Origin of the sequence: Reyranella sp., assembly GCF_965249915.1 — a bacterium.
In the GTDB taxonomy this organism is placed as follows: Bacteria; Pseudomonadota; Alphaproteobacteria; order Reyranellales; family Reyranellaceae; genus Reyranella.
The window spans coordinates 2,620,795-2,638,530 of record NZ_OZ252257.1; the positions used below are offsets into that span (position 1 = coordinate 2,620,795).

Below are 17,736 nucleotides of genomic sequence, written 5' to 3' on the forward strand. Positions count from 1 at the left end.
CCTCACCCAGCAAGATTGATGCCCGCGGCGCGGCGACCGCAGAAAATTGTGATCACGAATCGAGCCGAGCGTAACCGCCGCTTCTCACCCCAGCAATGCATTTTTGTGATCACAAATCTGGACGGGCTGCGTTAAGCTTCGCGGCCGATGCCCCGCATTGCGATCCCTCCGGATGCCGCAGACACCTCGCTCCGCCAGCAGGTGTACGCCTCGTTGCGCGAGGCCCTGACGATGGGCCGCTTCGCGCCGGGCCAGAAGGTCACCTTCCGCTACGTCGCGGGCGTTCTCGGTGTCAGCCTGACCCCGGTACGCGAGGCGCTGCGCCGCCTCGTCGCCGAGGGCGCTTTCGAGATGAACCCCAACCGATCGGTGCGCGTGCCGTTGATGACCCGCGACAAGGTCCTCGAACTGCGCGACATCCGCATGGAGCTGGAAGGTCTCGCGACCGCCAAGGCGGCCCTCGCGGCGACGCGCAGCCAGATCGCCGACATCCGCCGTGCTGCCCGCGAGATCCTGGCGGCCCGCACGCGCGGCGACAGCGCCACGGACCGCCAGAAGGTGCGTGAGTTCCATTTCGCCGTCTACTCGGCGGCGGCGCAGCCGACCCTGCTGCGCCTGATCGAGGGGCTGTGGCTGCAGACCGGCCCCTACATGAACCTCCTCTATCCCGACTTCATCTCCTCGTCGCGCGGACCGGCGGGGCGCCAGCGCCTGATCGCGGCGTTGGAGGCCGGCGATGCGGCGGCGGCCCGGCGGGAGATGCAGAACGACATCCGCCGCGCCCTTTCCTATGTCGCCGGCCTCGCCGACGAGAATGGCAACATCGCGCCGGCGATCCCGGCGACCGCCGGCAAGCGGCGCCGTCCGTCGGCCAGCGCCCCCGTCTTCGAACTTCAAGTCAACTGATCAGGAGGATCATCATGGCCCAGCAGCTCAGCAATCAACGCATCGCCTGGTTCAACGGCAAGTTCGTGCCCGAGAGCCAGGTCATGATCCCGTTCCGCGACCGGAGCTGGAAGTACGGCGACGGCGCCTTCGACATGACGCGCACCTTCAACGGCGTGCCGTTCCGTCTGAAGGAGCATATCGACCGCTTCTACCGCTCGCTGCGCTACCTGCAGATCGATCCCGGCCTGTCGCCCAAGGAGATGATCGCGCACAGCGAGGAGGTCGTGGCGCGCAACGAACATCTGCGCGCCGAGGTCGGCGACTGGTGGCTGGGCCAGCGGGTGAGCCGCGGCGTCGACGCGGTGGGCGACGAGGGCTGGGACAATGTCGGCCCGCAGGTCGTGATCGAGATGACTCCCCTGCCGCTCTCCAAGCGCGGCAAGCTCTACCGCGAGGGCGCCGAGGCGATGACCACGACGGCGCGCCGCATCGCCCCGTCGATGCTCTCGCCCCGCGCCAAGACGCACAACTATCTCAACATGATCATGGCCGAGAAGCCGATCAAGGCGCTCAATCCGGACGCCTGGCCGATCCTGCTCGACGAGAACGGCAACCTCGCCGAGGGTCTGGGCAGCAACATCTTCATCGTGCGCGAAGGCCAGCTCTTCACGCCGTCGGAGCGCTACGTGCTGCCGGGCGTCAGCCGCCAGATGACCATGGACATGGCCAAGCAGATCGGCGTCGAGTGCACGCCGGGCGACATCGACCTGTTCGATGCCGCCAATGCCGAGGAAATGTTCCTGACCTCGACCAGCCTCTGCATCCTGCCGGTGAAGAGCTTCAACGGCGCACCGGTCGGCGACGGCAAGGCGCCGGGCCCGATCACCCAGAAGCTGATCGACGCCTACTCCAAGAGCGTCGGCTGCGATTTCGTGGCCCAGTACCTGAAGTTCTCTAACGCGAAATGAAGGCGATCGCCGCTTGGCTTGCCGCGATAGTGTTTGCGGCATTGGTTCCAGCGGCGATTCTTTTCATTGCTTCAGGTTACCAGCTATGGGCGCTACCTCTCTACTTCACGGTAGCGCTAGGATGCTCACTCCTCCTCGCGTTGATGTTCCATCGCAGGCGCCGGCCCGATCTGCCTGTCACGATCGGCACCGGCTGCGCGATCTACACTGCGCTACTCATCCTCCTAGCGATCATCGTCTTTCAGCCGGTACCGTCTGGATGGTGGCACTACGAGACCGCTATCGGCCTCGGCATTGGAGGGTTTCTCGGCGCTTCTAGCGGTCTCGCCTTCTGGCTGGCTCTGAGAGTTCTCTGGGTTCCTGATATCGGGGGAACGGTAATCCCCTCACGCCTCGCCCCATGGTTGGGCGGGGCGGCCGCCCTCGCGACGGCTGCCGTGTGGACAGTTCCAGAATCCACTCCGGAGCGAGATTGTCACGACCTGAGCGGGGGCCCCAGGTTCCAGGGCCTCGGCTACACGATAACCGCAGCGCGTCTTGAGACAGAACTTGCCCTGCGTCCGGATGATCTCCCGAAGTTGATGATCGTGCTGGAGAGTTTTGCAGCGTCCCACGATATGTCGCTTCGATACGTGGGATCCAAAGACGATACCCAGGCCGTCAATCGATTCGTCAGCCTCTGCAAGAAGAACGGCCCCACGATTGTCGGCTTAAAGTCCGATGGCATGGTCAAGTTCTTCACCTACGATCTGCACGGCGATATCCACTGGCGCGCTCCAATGCGCGAGCTGATCGACGAACTGGAGAAGTCTTGGCCTGGCAAGCTGCGTTTTCACCTCCCATTCCAGGGCGCGTACGTCGCAAATCCGCTCAAACCGTAGCGACCGGCAGCGCTGCCAGGCCTGAGCCGGCAGAAATTCTCGATGCGCCTCATCAGGTCCGCAACGCCCGCGTGTTCGGCCATCCAGCCTCGCATCCTTCCGGTCCGCAGCTTCAACGGCGCACCGGTCGGCGACGGCAGGCCTGCTCCAAGAGCGTCGGCTGCGATTTCGTGGCCCAGTACCTGAAGTTCTCGCAGTAGCGAACGGCGCCTTCGCAGGTGCATGGAGAGGGGGACGACTTCCCCCTCTGCCGGGCGTAGACTCTTTCTTGTGGTAGATCGCGCTTCGTCGTGATCGCGACGGACCGCGACCTTCGGACTTTCGTTCGCAAGGAGGCAGTCATGGCGACCCAGAACCACATCCGCAATCCCCTCGAATGGGGATGGGACCAGCTCAAGCAGACAAGCCGGGCCGTCGAGTCGACGGCCAACACGTTGGACGGAGCCTGGGAGGATCGCGCTTCGGCGCTGCCCACGGTCCGTCGCATCACCGCCACCGATGTCGGCGATGCGCTGGCGAAGGGCGTGCGTGACTTCGGCGCCGCCCGCACCGACGTCGTGATGCTCTGTCTCCTGTATCCCGTCGCGGGCCTCGCGATCTCCCGCATGGCCTTCGACTACGGCATGCTGGCGCTGGTCTTCCCGCTGATCGCCGGCTTCGCGCTGGTCGCGCCGATCTTCGGGCTCGGCCTCTACGAGATCAGCCGCCGGCGGGAACGCGGCCTGGAAACGCGCTGGACGGACGCCTTCGCCGTCGTGCGCTCGCCCAATATCGGCCCGATCATGGTCATGGGCCTGCTGCTGCTGGCGATCTTCTGCCTGTGGCTGTTCGCGGCGAACCTGCTCTACACCATCACCCTGGGGCCGGACGCGCCCGTCTCGGCCCAGGCCTTCGTGCGCGATGCGCTGACCACGCCGCAGGGCCTGACGATGACCATCGTCGGCATCGGCGTGGGCTTCCTGTTCGCTCTGGTCGTCCTGGTGATCGGCGTCGTGTCGCTTCCGATGCTGCTCGATCGCAATGTCGGCGTCGGCACCGCCATCGCGACCTCGGTCCGCGCGGTGCGGATGAACCCGGGGCCGATGGCGATGTGGGGCGTGATCGTGGCGGCGAGCCTGGCGATCGGCGCGCTGCCGCTCCTGATCGGACTCGCCATCGTGCTGCCGGTCCTGGGACACGCGACGTGGCACCTCTATAGAAAGGTCGTCGTCCAATAACGACCATTGTCATCCCGAGCGTAGCGAGGGAACCTTCCTGATCTGTAAAGATCCCTCGGCCCTGGCCTCGGGATGACATGAAGTGTTGGGGGAGAATGCTCGACTGGACGGTGAAACAGCCGGCCGACGGTGTCGTCGTCGCGCCGGACGAGCGGCTGCCGTGGCCGCAGACCGTGGCGCTGGGCATCCAGCATGTGGTGGCGATGTTCGGCGCCACCGTATTGGGCCCCCTGCTGATGGGCTTCGATCCCAACGTCGCCATCCTGATGAGCGGCGTCGGCACGCTGATCTTCTTCGTGGCCGTCGGCGGCAGGGTGCCCAGCTATGTCGGCTCCTCCTTCGCCTTCATCTCGGTGGTTGCGGCCGCCACCGGCTATGCCGGCCAGGGCGCCAACGCCAACATCGCCCTGGCGCTGGGCGGCATCGTGATCTGCGGCGCCCTCTATGCGCTGATCGGGCTGGTCGTGATGGCGGTCGGCACCGGCTGGATCGAACGGCTGATGCCGCCGGTCGTGACCGGCGCCGTGGTCGCCGTCATCGGCCTCAACCTCGCCGCCGTGCCGGTCAAGAACATGGCGCCGACCTCGTTCGACGCCTGGATGCAGGCGGTGACCTTCGTGAGCATCGCCCTGGTCGCGGTCTTCACGCGCGGCATGACGCGGCGCCTGCTGGTGCTGGTCGGCCTCGTCGTGGCCACCCTCGCCTATGCCCTGCTGGCCAACGGGCTCGGCTGGGGCAAGCCGGTGAGCGGTGTGCTGCTCGAGCAAGCCGCCTGGTTCGGGATGCCGGCCTTTGCCGCGCCGGTCTTCGACACACGGGCGATCGTGCTGATCGCGCCCGTCGCGCTGATCCTGGTCGCGGAAAATCTCGGCCATCTGCGCGCCGTCAGCGCCATGACGGGCCGCAACATGGATCCCTATGTCGGCCGCGCCTTCCTGGGCGATGGCGTGGCGACCATGGTGGCGGGCAGCGTCGGCGGCACCGGGGTCACCACCTACGCCGAGAATATCGGCGTGATGGCCGCGACGCGCATCTATTCGACCGCCCTGTTCGTGGTCGCCGGCCTGTTCGCGATCCTGCTGGGCTTTTCGCCCAAGTTCGGCGCGCTGATCCACACCATCCCGCTGCCGGTGATGGGCGGCGTCAGCATCGTCGTGTTCGGCCTGATCGCCGTGGCCGGGGCCAAAATCTGGGTCGACAACAAGGTCGACTTCACGCAGAGCCGCAACCTCATGGTGGCCGGCATCACGCTCGTGCTGGGCACCGGCGACTTCACCCTGAAGTTCGGCGACTTCGCCCTGGGCGGAATCGGCACCGCAACCTTCGGGGCGATCCTGCTGAACGCGGTGCTGAGCGCCGCGCGACGCTAGCCCGCCAAGGCATTCAGGTGAGGAGGCGATATCCGAACGTGTGGCATTGGTCGAAGCCGCATTGGAGAACGACCGCCCCGAAATTGAGGGCGCAGAGCAGCACGACGTAGAATTCCACAAGGCGCGCCGCCCGGGCGAGCGGTGGCCGTCCGGCTGGCGGCAGAAGGCGCGGCGCTCCGAAGAGGGTGAGCCGAAGGGCCAGGGCGAGCAGCAGACACACGCCGATCACCACCGACCAGACCGGCATGTGAAGGCCGAAGACCGCGGTGCCGATATAGGCGTGACCGGGGCGCGGCACGATATCGAGCAGAGTCTGCCGTGCGGCGATGACGAGGAGCAGCAGGGCAAACAGCAGGGCGATGCCGCCGCCCCGCTCCGACTGACGCGCGCGAAGTTGATGAAGCAGCCCGAAGCAGCAGCCGAACATGGCCACTCGCTGGAGCAGGCACAGCGGGCACGGGATTTCCCCGAAGGCAAACTGCATCACCATCGCGGCGGTGAGAACCGCCGACAGAATAATCGTCAGGAGCAGCAGGATCAGTCGATCCAGCGTGACCAGGGTGGACGGTTCGAGGCGCAGCCCGGGCATTCAGCCGATGCCTGCGGGGACGGCGTGCCTCAGCTCGACCTGCAGCCAGGGCATGCGGAAGCCGTCGTCGGGGCTGTAGATCTCCCAGAGAAAGAGGCCGATGGCCATGATGGACGACACGAAGAGACAGGCCATCGCCGATCGCGGCCGATTCCAAAGACGGAGCACGAACGCCGCCAACAGCACGGCGAAAGTGATCGTCATCATTGGCAGGACCGCCCCGTCGCGCGCGATCTCATGGCACGCTCATTCGAACTCGATGAGCTCGGCGCCCTCCGGCACCTGCTCGCCCACCGCATAGCGCAGGCTCTTCACCGTGCCGTCGGCCGGGGCGGCGAGCGTGTGCTCCATCTTCATCGCTTCGAGGACCAGCAGCGCCTGGCCCTTGCTCACCGTGTCGCCGGCCTTGACCCTGAGGTCGATGATCTTGCCCGGCAGCGGCGCGCGGACCACGGCATCGGCCGAGGCCGTCGCCTCGTACTGCGTGACGTCCAGCGGATCGACGAGCCGCAGGCGGACGCTGCCGCCATCCATGAACAGGGTGTAGTCGATGCCGCCGTCGAGGGCGGTGCGCCGCACGACCGTCGCCCCGAACGTGTCCTCGCCCAATCCGACCGACAGGGTTCCGTCGTCGCGCCGCTCCACCCGTGCCTCGCGCGCACCCTCGGGCAGCTCCAGCCGCAACCCGCCGCTGCGCAGGCGCCGCGCGATCACGACGACCTCGCGCTCGCCGTCCTTCCAGCGCACTTCTTCATGGCCTTCTTCGAGCAGGCGGAAGCCGTTCTGCTGGTTCCACGGCGACCACGGATCGCCCGCCGCGGGCGTGGCCGCGTCCTGCCATTCGAGCAGCCGCGCCAGGGTGGCCACGGCGAAGGCACGATCGCCGGCCGGCGCCGGCTTGGTGAACAGGGTCGCACGATGGCGCTCGATGAAGCCGGTATCGACCTCGCCGCCCACGAAGGCAGGATGCGAGCACAGCGCCTTGAGCAGCACCGAATTGGTCGTGACGCCCACTACTTCGGTCTCGCCCATCAGCGCCGCCATGCGGCGCAGGGCCGAGGTGCGATCGCGGTCGTGCACGATCACCTTGGCGATCATGGGATCGTAGAACGGCGTCACCGTATCGCCCTGGCGCACGCCGGTATCGACGCGGACATGCGCGCCCTCCTCCGGCAGCTTCAGATGCACCAGGGTTCCGGTCGAGGGCAGGAAGTTCCGCGCCGGGTCCTCGGCATAGAGGCGAACCTCGACGGCGTGTCCGTCGATGCGCAGTTCGTCCTGCGTGAGGGGCATCTTGCCCCCCGCTGCCACGATGAGCTGCCATTCGACCAGGTCCTGACCGGTGATGGCCTCGGTCACCGGATGCTCGACCTGCAGACGCGTGTTCATTTCCATGAAGAAGAAGGTGCCGTCCTGGTCGGCGATGAACTCGACCGTGCCGGCGCCCTGGTAGCCGATGGCCTTGGCCGCCGCGACGGCCGCCTCGCCCATCTGCTGGCGCCGCGCCGGGTCCATGTTCGGCGCCGGGGCCTCCTCGATCACCTTCTGGTGGCGGCGCTGGAGCGAGCAATCGCGCTCGAACAGATAGAGGCAGTTCCCCTGGCCGTCGGCGAAGACCTGGATCTCGATGTGCCGCGGCCGCGTCAGGTACTTCTCGACCAGCACATGATCGTCGGCGAAGGAGGCCTTGGCCTCGCGCTTGGCCCCGGCCAGCGCGTCGGCGAACTTCTCGGCGCTCTCGACCACGCGCATGCCCTTGCCGCCGCCGCCGGCCGAGGCCTTGATCAGCACCGGGAAGCCGATCTTCGCAGCCTCCGCTGCCAGCAGCTCCGGCGACTGGTCGTCGCCGTGATAGCCCGGCACCAGCGGCACCCTGGCCTTCTCCATGATCTTCTTGGCTTCGCTCTTGGAGCCCATGGCCCGGATCGAGGCCGCCGGCGGTCCGATGAACACGATGCCCGCCGCGGCGCACGCATCGGCAAACCCGGCATTCTCGGACAGGAACCCGTACCCCGGATGGACCGCCTGCGCGCCCGTCCGCTTGGCGGCATCGATGATCCGGTCCGCCAAGAGATAGCTCTCGCGCGCGGCCGAGGGGCCGATATGGACCGCCTCATCCGCCATCGCGACGTGACGCGCATTGCGGTCGGCGTCGGAATAGACCGCCACCGTCTTGATGCCGAGCCGCTTCGCCGTCTTGATGACCCGACAGGCGATCTCGCCACGATTGGCGATCAGGATCTTGGAGAACATCAGACGGCCCACTTCGGTTTGCGCTTGCTCAGGAAGGCGCTCATGCCCTCGATCGCGTCGTCGGTCGTGCACTGGACGGCAACGTGCTCGCCGATCAGGTCGGCGACCCTGCCGTCGTGCGGCATGGCATCGATCTCGGTGATCAGCTTCTTGACCAGGGTCTGGACGGAGGGCGCGCCGCGGCGCAACTCGTCGGCGAGAGCCGCGATCGTGGCGTCGAGCGCTTCCTCCTCGACCACCTGGTCGACCAGGCCGATGCGCAGCGCCGTCGCGGAGTCGAACATGCCGCCGTGCATCAGGAGCTGCCGCGCCATGCGCGGGCCGACCGCCTGGATCAGCACGGGGATCGCGATGCCCGCCAGCAGCCCGTTGCGCGCCGAGGTGAGGCCGAAGCGTGCCGAGGAAACGGCGACCGCGAAATCGCAGGCCAGCATCAGGCCGACGCCACCGCCCACCGCCGCGCCCTGGACGCGGGCGATCGAGGGCTTGGGGAAATCGTAGACCGCCTGGACCGCCGCCATCATCGAATCGGCGCCGACCTTGCGGGTGATGGCGTCGAGCTCGGGCCAGCTCAGCACCCAGTTGAAGTCGCCGCCGGCACAGAAGACCGGGCCGCCGGCCGCCACCACGAGCAGGCGCACCGCATCGTCGGCGGCGAAGCCCTCCACGGCGTCGATGATGGCGCGCGCGGTGTCGCCGTCGAAGGAATTCATCGCCTTCGGGCGGTTGAGGGTGAGCGTGGCCACGCCGCCCTCGATCTTCGTCAGGATCGTGTCGGTCATGTCCGGATCACATCCGGAAGACGCCGAACTTCGTCGGGCCGATCGGCTGGTTCATCGAGGCCGAGAGCGCAAGGCCCAACGTCATGCGCGTGTCGACGGGATCGAGGATGCCGTCGTCCCACAGCCGCGCCGTCGCGTAATAGGGATGGCCTTCGCGCTCGTAGGCCTCGCGGATCGGCTGCTTGAACTTCTCTTCCTCGTCCTTGGGCCAGGTGCCGCCCTTGGCCTCGATATTGTCGCGCCGCACCGTCGCCAGCACGCTCGCCGCCTGCTCGCCGCCCATCACCGAGATGCGCGCCGACGGCCACATCCACAGGAAGCGCGGGCTGTAGGCGCGGCCGCACATGCCGTAATTGCCGGCGCCGTAGCTGCCGCCGACGATCACGGTGAACTTCGGGACATTCACGGTCGAAACGGCGGTCACCATCTTGGCGCCGTCGCGCGCGATGCCGCCCGCCTCGTACTTCTTGCCGACCATGAAGCCGGTGATGTTCTGCAGGAACAGCAGCGGAATGCCGCGCTGGCCGCACAGTTCGATGAAGTGCGCCGCCTTCAGCGCCGATTCGTTGAACAGGACTCCGTTGTTGGCGACGATGCCGACCGGATAGCCCCAGATGCGCGCGAAGCCGGTGACGATGGTCGTGCCGTAGAGGTGCTTGAACTCGTCGAGTTCGCTGCCGTCGACCAGCCGCGCGATGATCTCGCGGATGTCGTAGGGCGTGCGGGTGTCCGTCGGCACCACGCCATACAGTTCCTCGGCGGCGTAGTTCGGATCGCGCGGCGGCAGCAGCGACGCCGACGGCGACTTCTTCCAGTTGAGATTGGCCACGATGCGGCGCGCGATGCCCAGCGCATGGCTGTCGTTCTGGGCATAGTGGTCGGCGACGCCCGAAGTGCGGGCATGCACGTCGGCACCGCCCAGATCTTCGGCGCTCACCACCTCGCCGATCGCGGCCTTCACCAGCGGCGGGCCGGCCAGGAAGATCGTGCCCTGCTTGCGCACGATCACCGTCTCGTCGCTCATCGCCGGCACGTAGGCGCCGCCCGCGGTGCACGAGCCCATCACCACCGCGACCTGCGGGATGCCCTGCGCCGACATGTTGGCCTGGTTGTAGAAGATGCGGCCGAAATGGTGCTTGTCGGGGAACACCTCGGGCCATTGCGGCAGGTTGGCGCCGCCGGAATCCACGAGGTAGATGCAGGGAAGCCGGTTCTCCATCGCCACTTCCTGGGCGCGGAGATGCTTCTTCACCGTCATCGGATAGTAGGTGCCGCCCTTCACGGTGGCGTCGTTGCAGACGATCACGCATTCGACGCCGCTGACGCGGCCGATGCCGGTGATCACGCCCGAGCCCGGCGCCTCGTTGTCGTACATGTCGAGCGCGGCCAGCGGCGACAGTTCGAGGAAGGGCGAGCCCGGATCGAGCAGCGCCCTTACCCGCTCGCGCGGCAGCAGCTTGCCGCGGGAGACATGGCGCTTGCGCGAGTCCTCGCCGCCGCCCAGGCGGACCGTGTCGGTGCGGCGACGCAAATCCTCCACCTGCGCCCGCATCGACTCGGCGTTGCGCTTGAAGGTGTCGGAACGGGTGTCGATCTGGGAGGAAAGTACGGTCATGCCCGGGCAAACTGCCCGGACACGTGACCGTGTGCAAGCCGGCGGTTACGGCAGGCGAGAGAGCATCCGCCAGTGCGCGCCCTGCGCCATGAAGGCCCGCTGGTTGGCGAGTGCGGCGGCGAAGTCGGCGTCGCGCTCGGCCAGGTCCTTGACCACGATGTCGCTGTTCTTGCGGAAGGCGGCCAGCACGTCGGGCGACCATTCGCGCACCACGACCCCCGACGCCTTCAGCTTCTCCAGCGCCACGCCCTGCACGTTGGGCGAGCGGCTCAGCATCCAGGCGATGTTGGCCTGGCAGGCGGTCTGGATCTGGGCGCGCAGCGAGGCCGGCAGGGCCGCCCACTTGTCCTTGCGCATCAGGAAGTCGAGCACGGCCGAGGGCTGCTGCCAGCCCGGCAGATAGTAGGGCAGGCCGAGCTTGTCGAAGCCCAGGGCCGCATCCATGGCCGGGGTCGACATCTCGCCGCCGTCCACGTTGCCCTGCTGCAGCTTGTAGAAGAACTCGCCCGGCGGCAGCGGCACGGCAACCGCGCCCAGGCGCGCGATCACCTCCGCCGCCAGCTTGCCGTAGCGCAGCCGCAAGCCCTTGAAGTCGGCCACGGTGTTGACCTCGCTGCGGAACCAGCCGCCCCCCTTGGGGCCCTGGATGCCGCAGGGGATGCCGGCCACGCCCAGCTTGTCGTAGGCGTCGCGGTGGATGCGGGACCCGTCGCCCTCGAGCATCCAGGACGCCATGTCCTCAGGGCCGAGGCCGAACGGCACGGTGGCGAAGATGTTGAAAACCGGCGCCTTGCTGGCGGCATAGCCCGACCAGGTGAAGGCCGCCTCGAGGTCGCCGGCGATGATCGCATCCAGCATGTCGGCCGTCGGCGCCACGCGGCCCGGCTCCAGGATCTTGATGGCGAAGGCACCCGCCGTCATGTGCTTCACGGACCGGGTGAAGACGCGAACCCCGTCCCCCGAGCCCGGCAGGGCGGGATTGAAGGCCGTCTGCATCTGGATCATGCGGGTGGTCGACGGCGCGGCCACGTTCTTGGGCAACGCCTTGGTATCCTGGGCGACGGCGGCACCCGTCACCGACAGCAGGGCTGCGGCAAGCGCAATCAGTTTCATAAAGTTACGGCGCACGACCGACCATCCGTCGCCCGGCTCCCCCAAGTTCCCCAAAAACCGCTTTCGCGGCCTCACACCTGATGATGCTCGCATGCGGCGTGATCGGGAACAAGCGAAAGACGAGACTACAAGGCTGCCAGGCCACGGCCGATCAGGATGCGTTGCACGTCGCTGGTGCCCTCGTAGATCTGGCAGACGCGGACGTCTCTCCAGATCTTCTCCACCAGATAGTCGGAAACGTACCCGTAACCGCCATGGATCTGAATTGCGGCCGAGCACACTTCCTCAGCCATTTCCGAAGCATATAGCTTCGCCATTGCGGCCTCGGTGAGGCATGGACGACCGGCGTCGCGCAACGTTGCCGCATGCAGCACCATCTGCCGGGCGACCGTGACCTTGGTGGCCATGTCGGCGAGGCGGAACAGGACCGCCTGGTGGTTGGCGATCTTGGTGCCGAACGCCTCCCGCTCCTGGGCGTAGCTGCGTGCGGCTTCGAACGCGGCCCGCGCCATGCCCACCGACTGGGCGGCAATGCCGATGCGGCCGACCGAGAGATTGGCCAGGGCCACGCGATAGCCCTCGCCCTCCCCGCCCAGCATCGCGTCGGCGCCGACGGTGCAGTCCTCGAAGGCGATCTGGCAGGTGTCGGAGGATTTCTGGCCGAGCTTCTTCTCGACCGAGGCGACGCGATAGCCCGGCGTGTCGGTCGGCACGATGAAGCAGGAGATGCCGCGCTTCGGCGACGACGGATCGGTGACGGCGAAGACCAGCGCCATGTCGGCGCTGCGGCCCGAGGTGATGAACTGCTTCACCCCGTTCAGCACCCAGCCGTTGCCGCGCCGTTCGGCGCGCGTCTTGAGGTTCGAGGCATCGGAGCCCGCGTGCGGCTCGGTCAGGCAGAAGGCGCCCAGCATCTCGCCGCGGGCGAGCGGCTTCAGCCACTTCTCCTTCTGCTCGTCCGAGCCATAGGCCAGCAGCGCGGCGCAGTCGGGCGAATTGTTGACGCTCATCACCGTCGACAGGCCGCCGTCGGCCGCCGCGATCTCCTCCAGCGCCAGCACGTAGGACACCATGTCCGCGCCGGCGCCGCCCCATTCGGGCGGGACCGTCATGCCCATGAACCCCAGCCGCCCCATTTCGGCCAGAAGCGACCGCGGGATCTCGCCGGCGGCTTCCCAGGCCCGCACATGCGGCAGCACCTGCTCCTGCGCGAAGGCGCGGGCGGTGTCGCGGATGAGCGTCTGTTCTTCGCTGAGCAGCATGGCTACCAGGGCAGCTCGGCGCCGTCGTAGTTCAGGAAGCGGCCATTGTCGGCGGGCTTCAGCCCGTCGATCACCGTCACCATCGACGGCACGCTCTGCGCGATGGTGAGCGTCGCCGCCTGGCCGCCCATGTCGGTCTGCACCCAGCCGGGATGCAGCACGACGCAGATCAGGCCCTTGGAGGCCGTGTCCTTCGACAGGCTCTTCCATTCCATGTTGAGCGCCGTCTTGCTGGCGCGATAGGCGTAACGGGCGCCGTCATTGTGCGTGATGCTGCCGAGGCGGCTGGAGATCGCGATCAGCTTGCGATCCTTGGAGGCCGCCACCTGCTCGACGAAAGCCTCGGCCATCATCAGCGGCGCCAGCGCGTTCACTTCGAACGTGTCCCGCCAGACCTTGGGATCGATGGTGCCGAGATCGGCGGCCTCGCGACCCGACACGCCGGCATTGCAGATCAGCACGTCGATCGCTTCGCCCTTCAGCTCCGACGCCAGCGCCTTCACGGCCGCATAGTCGGTGACTTCGAGCTTGTGGAGATGGATGTCCCCCGCGACCTGCTTCAGCGACTCGGGCGAGCGCGCACAAGCGTGAACCTTCCATCCCTTGGCGGCGTACTGCTTGACGAATTCGAGTCCCAGGCCGCGCGCGGCGCCGGTGATCAGAACGGTACTCATCGGGCGCTCCTTGGAGACATGCGACAGACTAACGGCGGGACGACATCATCCGGGCGCGCTGGCGCTGCCAGTCGCGATCCTTGATGGATTGGCGCTTGTCGTGCGCCTGCTTGCCGGTGGCCAGCGCGATCTCGATCTTGGCGCGGCCGCGCGGATTGAAATAGACCTGCAGCGGCACGACCGTGCGCCCCTCGCGCTGGATGGCGCCGATCAGCTTGTTGATCTGGCCGCGATGCAGCAGCAGCTTGCGCGCCCGCCGCGGCTCGTGGTTGTTGCGGTTGCCCGAGGCGTAGATCGGGATGTTGGCATTGACCAGCCACGCCTCGCCGCCCTCTTCCGTCACGTAGGATTCGGCGATCGTGCTGCGCCCGCCGCGCAGCGACTTGACCTCGGTGCCGGTCAGCGCAAGCCCGGCCTCGAAAGTCTCCTCGATGAAGTAATTGTGCCGCGCCTTGCGGTTCTGGGCCACAACGGTGCGGTCCAGTTCCGGTTTAGGGGCCACAGGACACTCGTGAGTTGGAAGAACCCGGTTTCTAGTTGATCAGGCCGGCGTGGACCATGGCCTCGTGCACCGCCTTCTTGCTGCTCTCGGCGATCGGCACCATCGGCAGGCGCATCTCGGCGCTGCACTGGCCGATCAGCTCGGCGGCGTACTTCACCGGGCCGGGGCTGGTCTCGCAGAACATCGCCTTGTGCAGCGGCATCAGCCGGTCCTGCAGCTCGAACGCCTTGTCGAGGTCGCGCTTCTTCCACGCATCGTGCATATCGCCGCACAGGCGGGGCGCGATGTTGGCGGTCACCGAGATGCAGCCGTCGCCGCCCTGCGCCAGGAAGCCGAGCGCGCTCGCATCCTCGCCCGAGAGCTGGACGAAGCCCGTCTTCGCCTTCAGGCGGGTCAGGGTCGGGCGCGCCATGTCGTAGCTCGCGTCCTTGATGCCGACGATGTTCCTGACCTGGGAAAGCCGGATCACCGTCTCGACCTGCATGTCGCCACCCGTCCGCGGCGGCACGTTGTAGAGCAGGATGGGGATGTCGACGGCCTCGGCCACCGCCTTGAAATGCTGGAACAGGCCTTCCTGGGTCGGCTTGTTGTAGTAGGGCACGACCAGCATGGCGGCGTCCGCGCCGGCGTTCTTGGCGTGCTGCGTCAGTTCGATCGCCTCGGCGGTCGAGTTCGAGCCCGTGCCGGCGATCACCGGGACGCCCGAGCCCCTGGCCGCGCCGATGCAGATGTCGATGACGCGCTTGTGCTCTTCCATCGAGAGGGTCGGCGATTCACCGGTGGTGCCGCACGGGACCAGCCCGTCGGTGCCTTCCTTGATCTGCCAGGCCACGAACTTCTCGAATCCCTTCTCGTCCACCGATCCGTTCTTGAACGGCGTAATCAGCGCAACGAGCGATCCGGTGAACATGGTCTTCCTCCGATTTTCCCTTGAAGAACCACTCTAGGCTCCGGGGTTTGGTGCTGCAAGTTGGGCAACTTGCCATTGTGATGCCGTAACTCCCTGCCTACGATTCCTGGCGTGAACCCCATGAAATCCCCCTTCATCCTGCTGGCGACCCTGCTCGCGGTTTCCCCCGCCCTGGCCCAGCCGGCCGCGCCGACCACCGGCGTGCGGCGGCTGCCGGGCGACGTCGAGAAGCCGAGCCCGCCGCCGTCGCCGGCGCCGTCCCCCGCACCCTCCGTGCAGGGAAGTTCGCCCTCTTCTTCTGCGGCAACACCGCCGCCCGGCCCGGCCGTCGCCGCCAATCCGCTCAACGCGGCGGAGACGGCGGCCTTCACCGCCGCCCTCAAGGCGATCGACGACAATCGCTGGGCCGATGCCCAAGCCGCGGTCGCGAATTTCCGCAATACCCTGCTCGACCGCTATGTCGCCTGGAGCATCCTGCGCGCCGCGCCCCGGACCGAGGCGAGCTTCGCCGCGACCTGGCGCTTCCTGCGCGAGCAGCCCGACTGGCCCGAACCGGAAGTGCTGCGGCGCCAGGCCGAGGAGCGGATCGGCCCCGAGACGCCGGCCTCCGAGGTCGTGCGCTACTTCACGGCCTTCCCGCCCCTCACCAGCACCGGCCACATGCGCCGGCTCGAGGCGGCTTCGACAGCGGCGCCCAACGAGGTCGCCCGTTTCGCCCGCGACACCTGGCAGAACGCCACGCTGCGCAATTCCGACGAGAACGATTTCCTCAATCGCTACGCCCAGCTCCTGACGGGCCCCGACCAGGTCGCCCGCTTCGACCGCATCATGCGCGAAGGTCGCCATCAGGTGGCGCGGGACCTCGTGCCCAAGCTGCCGCCCGACTACCAGCCCGTGGCCAATGCCCGCCTCGCCATGGCGACCCGCGCCGCCGACGCCGCCACGCTCCTGCGCGCGGTGCCGCCCGCGCGCCTCGCCGAGCCCACGCTGCGCTTCGAGCGCCTGCAGTGGATTCGCAAGACGGGCACGCTCGATGAAGCCAAGGCCGCGCTCACGGGGCCCATTCCCAACCAGACCGATGCCTGGTGGGCTGAGCGCAATCTCGTGGTGCGGGCGCTGCTCGATGCCGACCGTCCGGCCGATGCCTACGCCGTCGCCATCGGTCACGGGCTCACCAAGGGCGTGTCCTTCGCCGAGGCGGAATTCCTCGCGGGCTGGATCGCGCTGCGCCAGCTCAAGAAGCCGGCCGTTGCGCTGAAGCATTTCTCCACGCTCTACGACGGCGTCTCGACCGACATCTCGAAGAGCCGCGGCGCCTATTGGCTGGCCCGCACCTACGAGGCCGCCAAGCAGACCAAGGATGCCAGCGACTGGTATGGGCGCGCCGCCGGCTATGGCCAGACCTTCTACGGCCAACTTGCAGCCAAGAAGCTTCAGGGCGTGGAGCCCAAGTTCCCGGTCGATCCGGTGCCCACCGCCGCCGACAAGCAGGCGCTGGCCGGCCGCGAACTGGCGACGATGGCGCGCTATCTCGGCCAGGCCGGCGACTACGACCGCGCCCGCCCGTTCCTGCTGCGGCTCGCGCGTTCGGTCACATCGCCGGGCGAGGTGGCGCTGCTGGCGCAACTCTCCCTGGAGCTGAAGCGCCCGGACGTCGGCCTCACCGTGGCCCGCCGCGGGGCAGAGAACGGCGTGGTGCTGTTCGACGCGGCCTTTCCGATGGTCGATCTCGGGGGCACCGGATCGATCGAGCGCGCGCTCGCCCTGGCGCTCGCCAAGCAGGAGAGCTCTTTCAACGCCGGCGCCGTCTCCACGTCGGGCGCGCTGGGCCTGATGCAGCTCCTGCCCGGCACGGCGCGCGACGTGGCGGGCCGCGCGAAAGTGCCGTTCATCCAGGACAAACTGACCCGCGATCCCGCCTACAACGTCCAGCTCGGCAGCCAGTATCTCGCCGAGATGCTGCAGCGGTTCGGCGGCTCCTACGAGTTGGCCCTGGCGGCCTACAATGCCGGGCCCAACCGGGTCGCGCGCTGGATCGAGGCCGGCGGCGACCCGCGCACAGCGAAGATCGACATGGTCGACTGGATCGAGATGATCCCGTTCCGCGAGACCCGCAACTACGTCCAGCGCATCATGGAAGGCCTCGCCGTCTACCGCAGCCGCCTCGCCGGCCCGTTCCAGACCGTGCCGCCGGCCGTGGGCCGCTCGTAGCGCGCCGGCGCGGCCGGCTGCATTTTGGTTCAAACGCTTCGAGGTACGCCATGACCGATGCCCTGCTCCTCGCCTGTCCCCGCTGCAGCACCCTGAACCGCTTTCCGCGCGACAGGCTGGCGGCGGGCAACAAGGGCAAGTGCGGCCAGTGCGGCTCGCCGCTGTTCGACGGCCACCCCGTCGCACTCGGTGCCGGCAGCTTCGAAGCCCACGCCGCCAAGAGCGACCTGCCGGTGCTGGTCGACTTCTGGGCGCCCTGGTGCGGCCCCTGCAAGGCCATGGCGCCGCAGTTCGAGCGCGCCGCGGCCCGACTGGAACCCGCCGTGCGGCTGGCCAAGATCAACACCGACGACGAGCAGGAACTCGCGCAACGGTTCGGCATTCAGGGGATCCCGACCATGATCCTGTTCCACCACGGCAAGCCGATCGCCCGCCAGTCCGGCGCCATGGACGCGAGCGCCATCGAGCGCTGGACGCGCGACGCGCTGGCTCGGTCGTAAG

17 protein-coding genes are annotated in these 17,736 nt (G+C 67.6%); 7 read left to right on the forward strand and 10 right to left on the reverse strand.

Annotated features, from left to right (window positions below; all coding sequences use genetic code 11):
• The first annotated feature begins 147 nt into the window (after positions 1-147).
• From ACP15H_RS12970 to ACP15H_RS12990, 5 genes are all read left to right on the forward strand, one after another.
• Complete coding sequence (locus ACP15H_RS12970; RefSeq protein ID WP_425066596.1) at positions 148-906, forward strand: GntR family transcriptional regulator; 759 nt, start codon at positions 148-150, stop codon at positions 904-906.
• A gap of 14 nt (positions 907-920) precedes the next feature.
• Positions 921-1,856, forward strand: coding sequence for an aminotransferase class IV (locus tag ACP15H_RS12975; RefSeq protein WP_425066597.1), 936 nt, complete (start codon positions 921-923; stop codon positions 1,854-1,856).
• On the forward strand, positions 1,853-2,737 hold the full coding sequence (locus ACP15H_RS12980) for a hypothetical protein (protein WP_425066598.1): 885 nt from the start codon (positions 1,853-1,855) through the stop codon (positions 2,735-2,737). The genes ACP15H_RS12975 and ACP15H_RS12980 overlap by 4 nt, the downstream gene beginning before the upstream one ends.
• 341 nt (positions 2,738-3,078) lie before the next feature.
• Positions 3,079-3,954: a DUF2189 domain-containing protein gene (locus ACP15H_RS12985; protein WP_425066599.1), complete on the forward strand. Its 876-nt coding sequence runs from the start codon at positions 3,079-3,081 to the stop codon at positions 3,952-3,954.
• A 95-nt stretch (positions 3,955-4,049) separates the two neighbouring features.
• Positions 4,050-5,324 (forward strand): solute carrier family 23 protein, encoded by a 1,275-nt coding sequence (locus ACP15H_RS12990; protein WP_425066600.1) that lies wholly within the window; start codon positions 4,050-4,052, stop codon positions 5,322-5,324.
• Positions 5,325-5,337: 13 nt separating this feature from the next.
• Here the strand turns inward: ACP15H_RS12990 and ACP15H_RS12995 are convergent, their stop codons facing one another.
• The 10 genes from ACP15H_RS12995 to dapA all read right to left on the reverse strand — a co-directional run bounded on the left by ACP15H_RS12995 (position 5,338) and on the right by dapA (position 15,024).
• Positions 5,338-5,814: a disulfide bond formation protein B gene (locus tag ACP15H_RS12995; protein ID WP_425069896.1), complete on the reverse strand. Its 477-nt coding sequence runs from the start codon at positions 5,812-5,814 to the stop codon at positions 5,338-5,340.
• Between the two features lie 99 nt (positions 5,815-5,913).
• On the reverse strand, positions 5,914-6,120 hold the full coding sequence (locus ACP15H_RS13000; protein ID WP_425066601.1) for a hypothetical protein: 207 nt from the start codon (positions 6,118-6,120) through the stop codon (positions 5,914-5,916).
• Between the two features lie 39 nt (positions 6,121-6,159).
• Complete coding sequence (locus ACP15H_RS13005) at positions 6,160-8,166, reverse strand: acetyl/propionyl/methylcrotonyl-CoA carboxylase subunit alpha (protein ID WP_425066602.1); 2,007 nt, start codon at positions 8,164-8,166, stop codon at positions 6,160-6,162.
• A complete protein-coding gene (locus tag ACP15H_RS13010; RefSeq protein ID WP_425066603.1) occupies positions 8,166-8,948 on the reverse strand; it encodes an enoyl-CoA hydratase/isomerase family protein in 783 nt (260 codons plus the stop codon). Before ACP15H_RS13010 ends, ACP15H_RS13005 begins: the two co-directional genes overlap by 1 nt.
• A gap of 7 nt (positions 8,949-8,955) precedes the next feature.
• The gene (locus ACP15H_RS13015; RefSeq protein WP_425066604.1) at positions 8,956-10,563 is read right to left on the reverse strand and encodes a carboxyl transferase domain-containing protein; all 1,608 of its coding nucleotides are present in this window, start codon (positions 10,561-10,563) and stop codon (positions 8,956-8,958) included.
• A gap of 45 nt (positions 10,564-10,608) precedes the next feature.
• Positions 10,609-11,691: a TRAP transporter substrate-binding protein gene (locus ACP15H_RS13020; RefSeq protein WP_425066605.1), complete on the reverse strand. Its 1,083-nt coding sequence runs from the start codon at positions 11,689-11,691 to the stop codon at positions 10,609-10,611.
• A 110-nt stretch (positions 11,692-11,801) separates the two neighbouring features.
• On the reverse strand, positions 11,802-12,938 hold the full coding sequence (locus tag ACP15H_RS13025; protein WP_425066606.1) for an acyl-CoA dehydrogenase family protein: 1,137 nt from the start codon (positions 12,936-12,938) through the stop codon (positions 11,802-11,804).
• Positions 12,939-12,940: 2 nt separating this feature from the next.
• Complete coding sequence (locus tag ACP15H_RS13030) at positions 12,941-13,612, reverse strand: SDR family oxidoreductase (protein WP_425066607.1); 672 nt, start codon at positions 13,610-13,612, stop codon at positions 12,941-12,943.
• 28 nt (positions 13,613-13,640) lie between these two features.
• Entirely contained in the window at positions 13,641-14,114 is a 474-nt protein-coding gene (gene smpB, locus ACP15H_RS13035) for an SsrA-binding protein SmpB (protein WP_425066608.1), read from the reverse strand.
• A gap of 31 nt (positions 14,115-14,145) precedes the next feature.
• Positions 14,146-15,024, reverse strand: a complete 879-nt coding sequence (gene dapA / locus ACP15H_RS13040) for a 4-hydroxy-tetrahydrodipicolinate synthase (protein WP_425066609.1) — start codon at positions 15,022-15,024, stop codon at positions 14,146-14,148.
• Positions 15,025-15,144: 120 nt separating this feature from the next.
• Between dapA and ACP15H_RS13045 the strand changes: the two genes are divergently transcribed.
• Both ACP15H_RS13045 and trxC read left to right on the forward strand, forming a co-directional pair.
• Positions 15,145-17,235: a lytic transglycosylase domain-containing protein gene (locus ACP15H_RS13045; protein ID WP_425066610.1), complete on the forward strand. Its 2,091-nt coding sequence runs from the start codon at positions 15,145-15,147 to the stop codon at positions 17,233-17,235.
• A gap of 50 nt (positions 17,236-17,285) precedes the next feature.
• Positions 17,286-17,735, forward strand: coding sequence for a thioredoxin TrxC (gene trxC, locus ACP15H_RS13050; protein WP_425066611.1), 450 nt, complete (start codon positions 17,286-17,288; stop codon positions 17,733-17,735).
• Position 17,736 lies beyond the last annotated feature (1 nt).

Coding starts and splice junctions, on each gene's coding strand:
- ACP15H_RS12970 (WP_425066596.1), top strand. CDS start 148: ATGCCCCGCATTGCGATCCCTCCGGATGCCGCAGACACCTCGCTCCGC.
- ACP15H_RS12975 (WP_425066597.1), top strand. CDS start 921: ATGGCCCAGCAGCTCAGCAATCAACGCATCGCCTGGTTCAACGGCAAG.
- ACP15H_RS12980 (WP_425066598.1), top strand. CDS start 1,853: ATGAAGGCGATCGCCGCTTGGCTTGCCGCGATAGTGTTTGCGGCATTG.
- ACP15H_RS12985 (WP_425066599.1), top strand. CDS start 3,079: ATGGCGACCCAGAACCACATCCGCAATCCCCTCGAATGGGGATGGGAC.
- ACP15H_RS12990 (WP_425066600.1), top strand. CDS start 4,050: ATGCTCGACTGGACGGTGAAACAGCCGGCCGACGGTGTCGTCGTCGCG.
- ACP15H_RS12995 (WP_425069896.1), bottom strand. CDS start 5,814: ATGGTGATGCAGTTTGCCTTCGGGGAAATCCCGTGCCCGCTGTGCCTG.
- ACP15H_RS13000 (WP_425066601.1), bottom strand. CDS start 6,120: ATGATGACGATCACTTTCGCCGTGCTGTTGGCGGCGTTCGTGCTCCGT.
- ACP15H_RS13005 (WP_425066602.1), bottom strand. CDS start 8,166: ATGTTCTCCAAGATCCTGATCGCCAATCGTGGCGAGATCGCCTGTCGG.
- ACP15H_RS13010 (WP_425066603.1), bottom strand. CDS start 8,948: ATGACCGACACGATCCTGACGAAGATCGAGGGCGGCGTGGCCACGCTC.
- ACP15H_RS13015 (WP_425066604.1), bottom strand. CDS start 10,563: ATGACCGTACTTTCCTCCCAGATCGACACCCGTTCCGACACCTTCAAG.
- ACP15H_RS13025 (WP_425066606.1), bottom strand. CDS start 12,938: ATGCTGCTCAGCGAAGAACAGACGCTCATCCGCGACACCGCCCGCGCC.
- ACP15H_RS13030 (WP_425066607.1), bottom strand. CDS start 13,612: ATGAGTACCGTTCTGATCACCGGCGCCGCGCGCGGCCTGGGACTCGAA.
- dapA (WP_425066609.1), bottom strand. CDS start 15,024: ATGTTCACCGGATCGCTCGTTGCGCTGATTACGCCGTTCAAGAACGGA.
- ACP15H_RS13045 (WP_425066610.1), top strand. CDS start 15,145: ATGAAATCCCCCTTCATCCTGCTGGCGACCCTGCTCGCGGTTTCCCCC.
- trxC (WP_425066611.1), top strand. CDS start 17,286: ATGACCGATGCCCTGCTCCTCGCCTGTCCCCGCTGCAGCACCCTGAAC.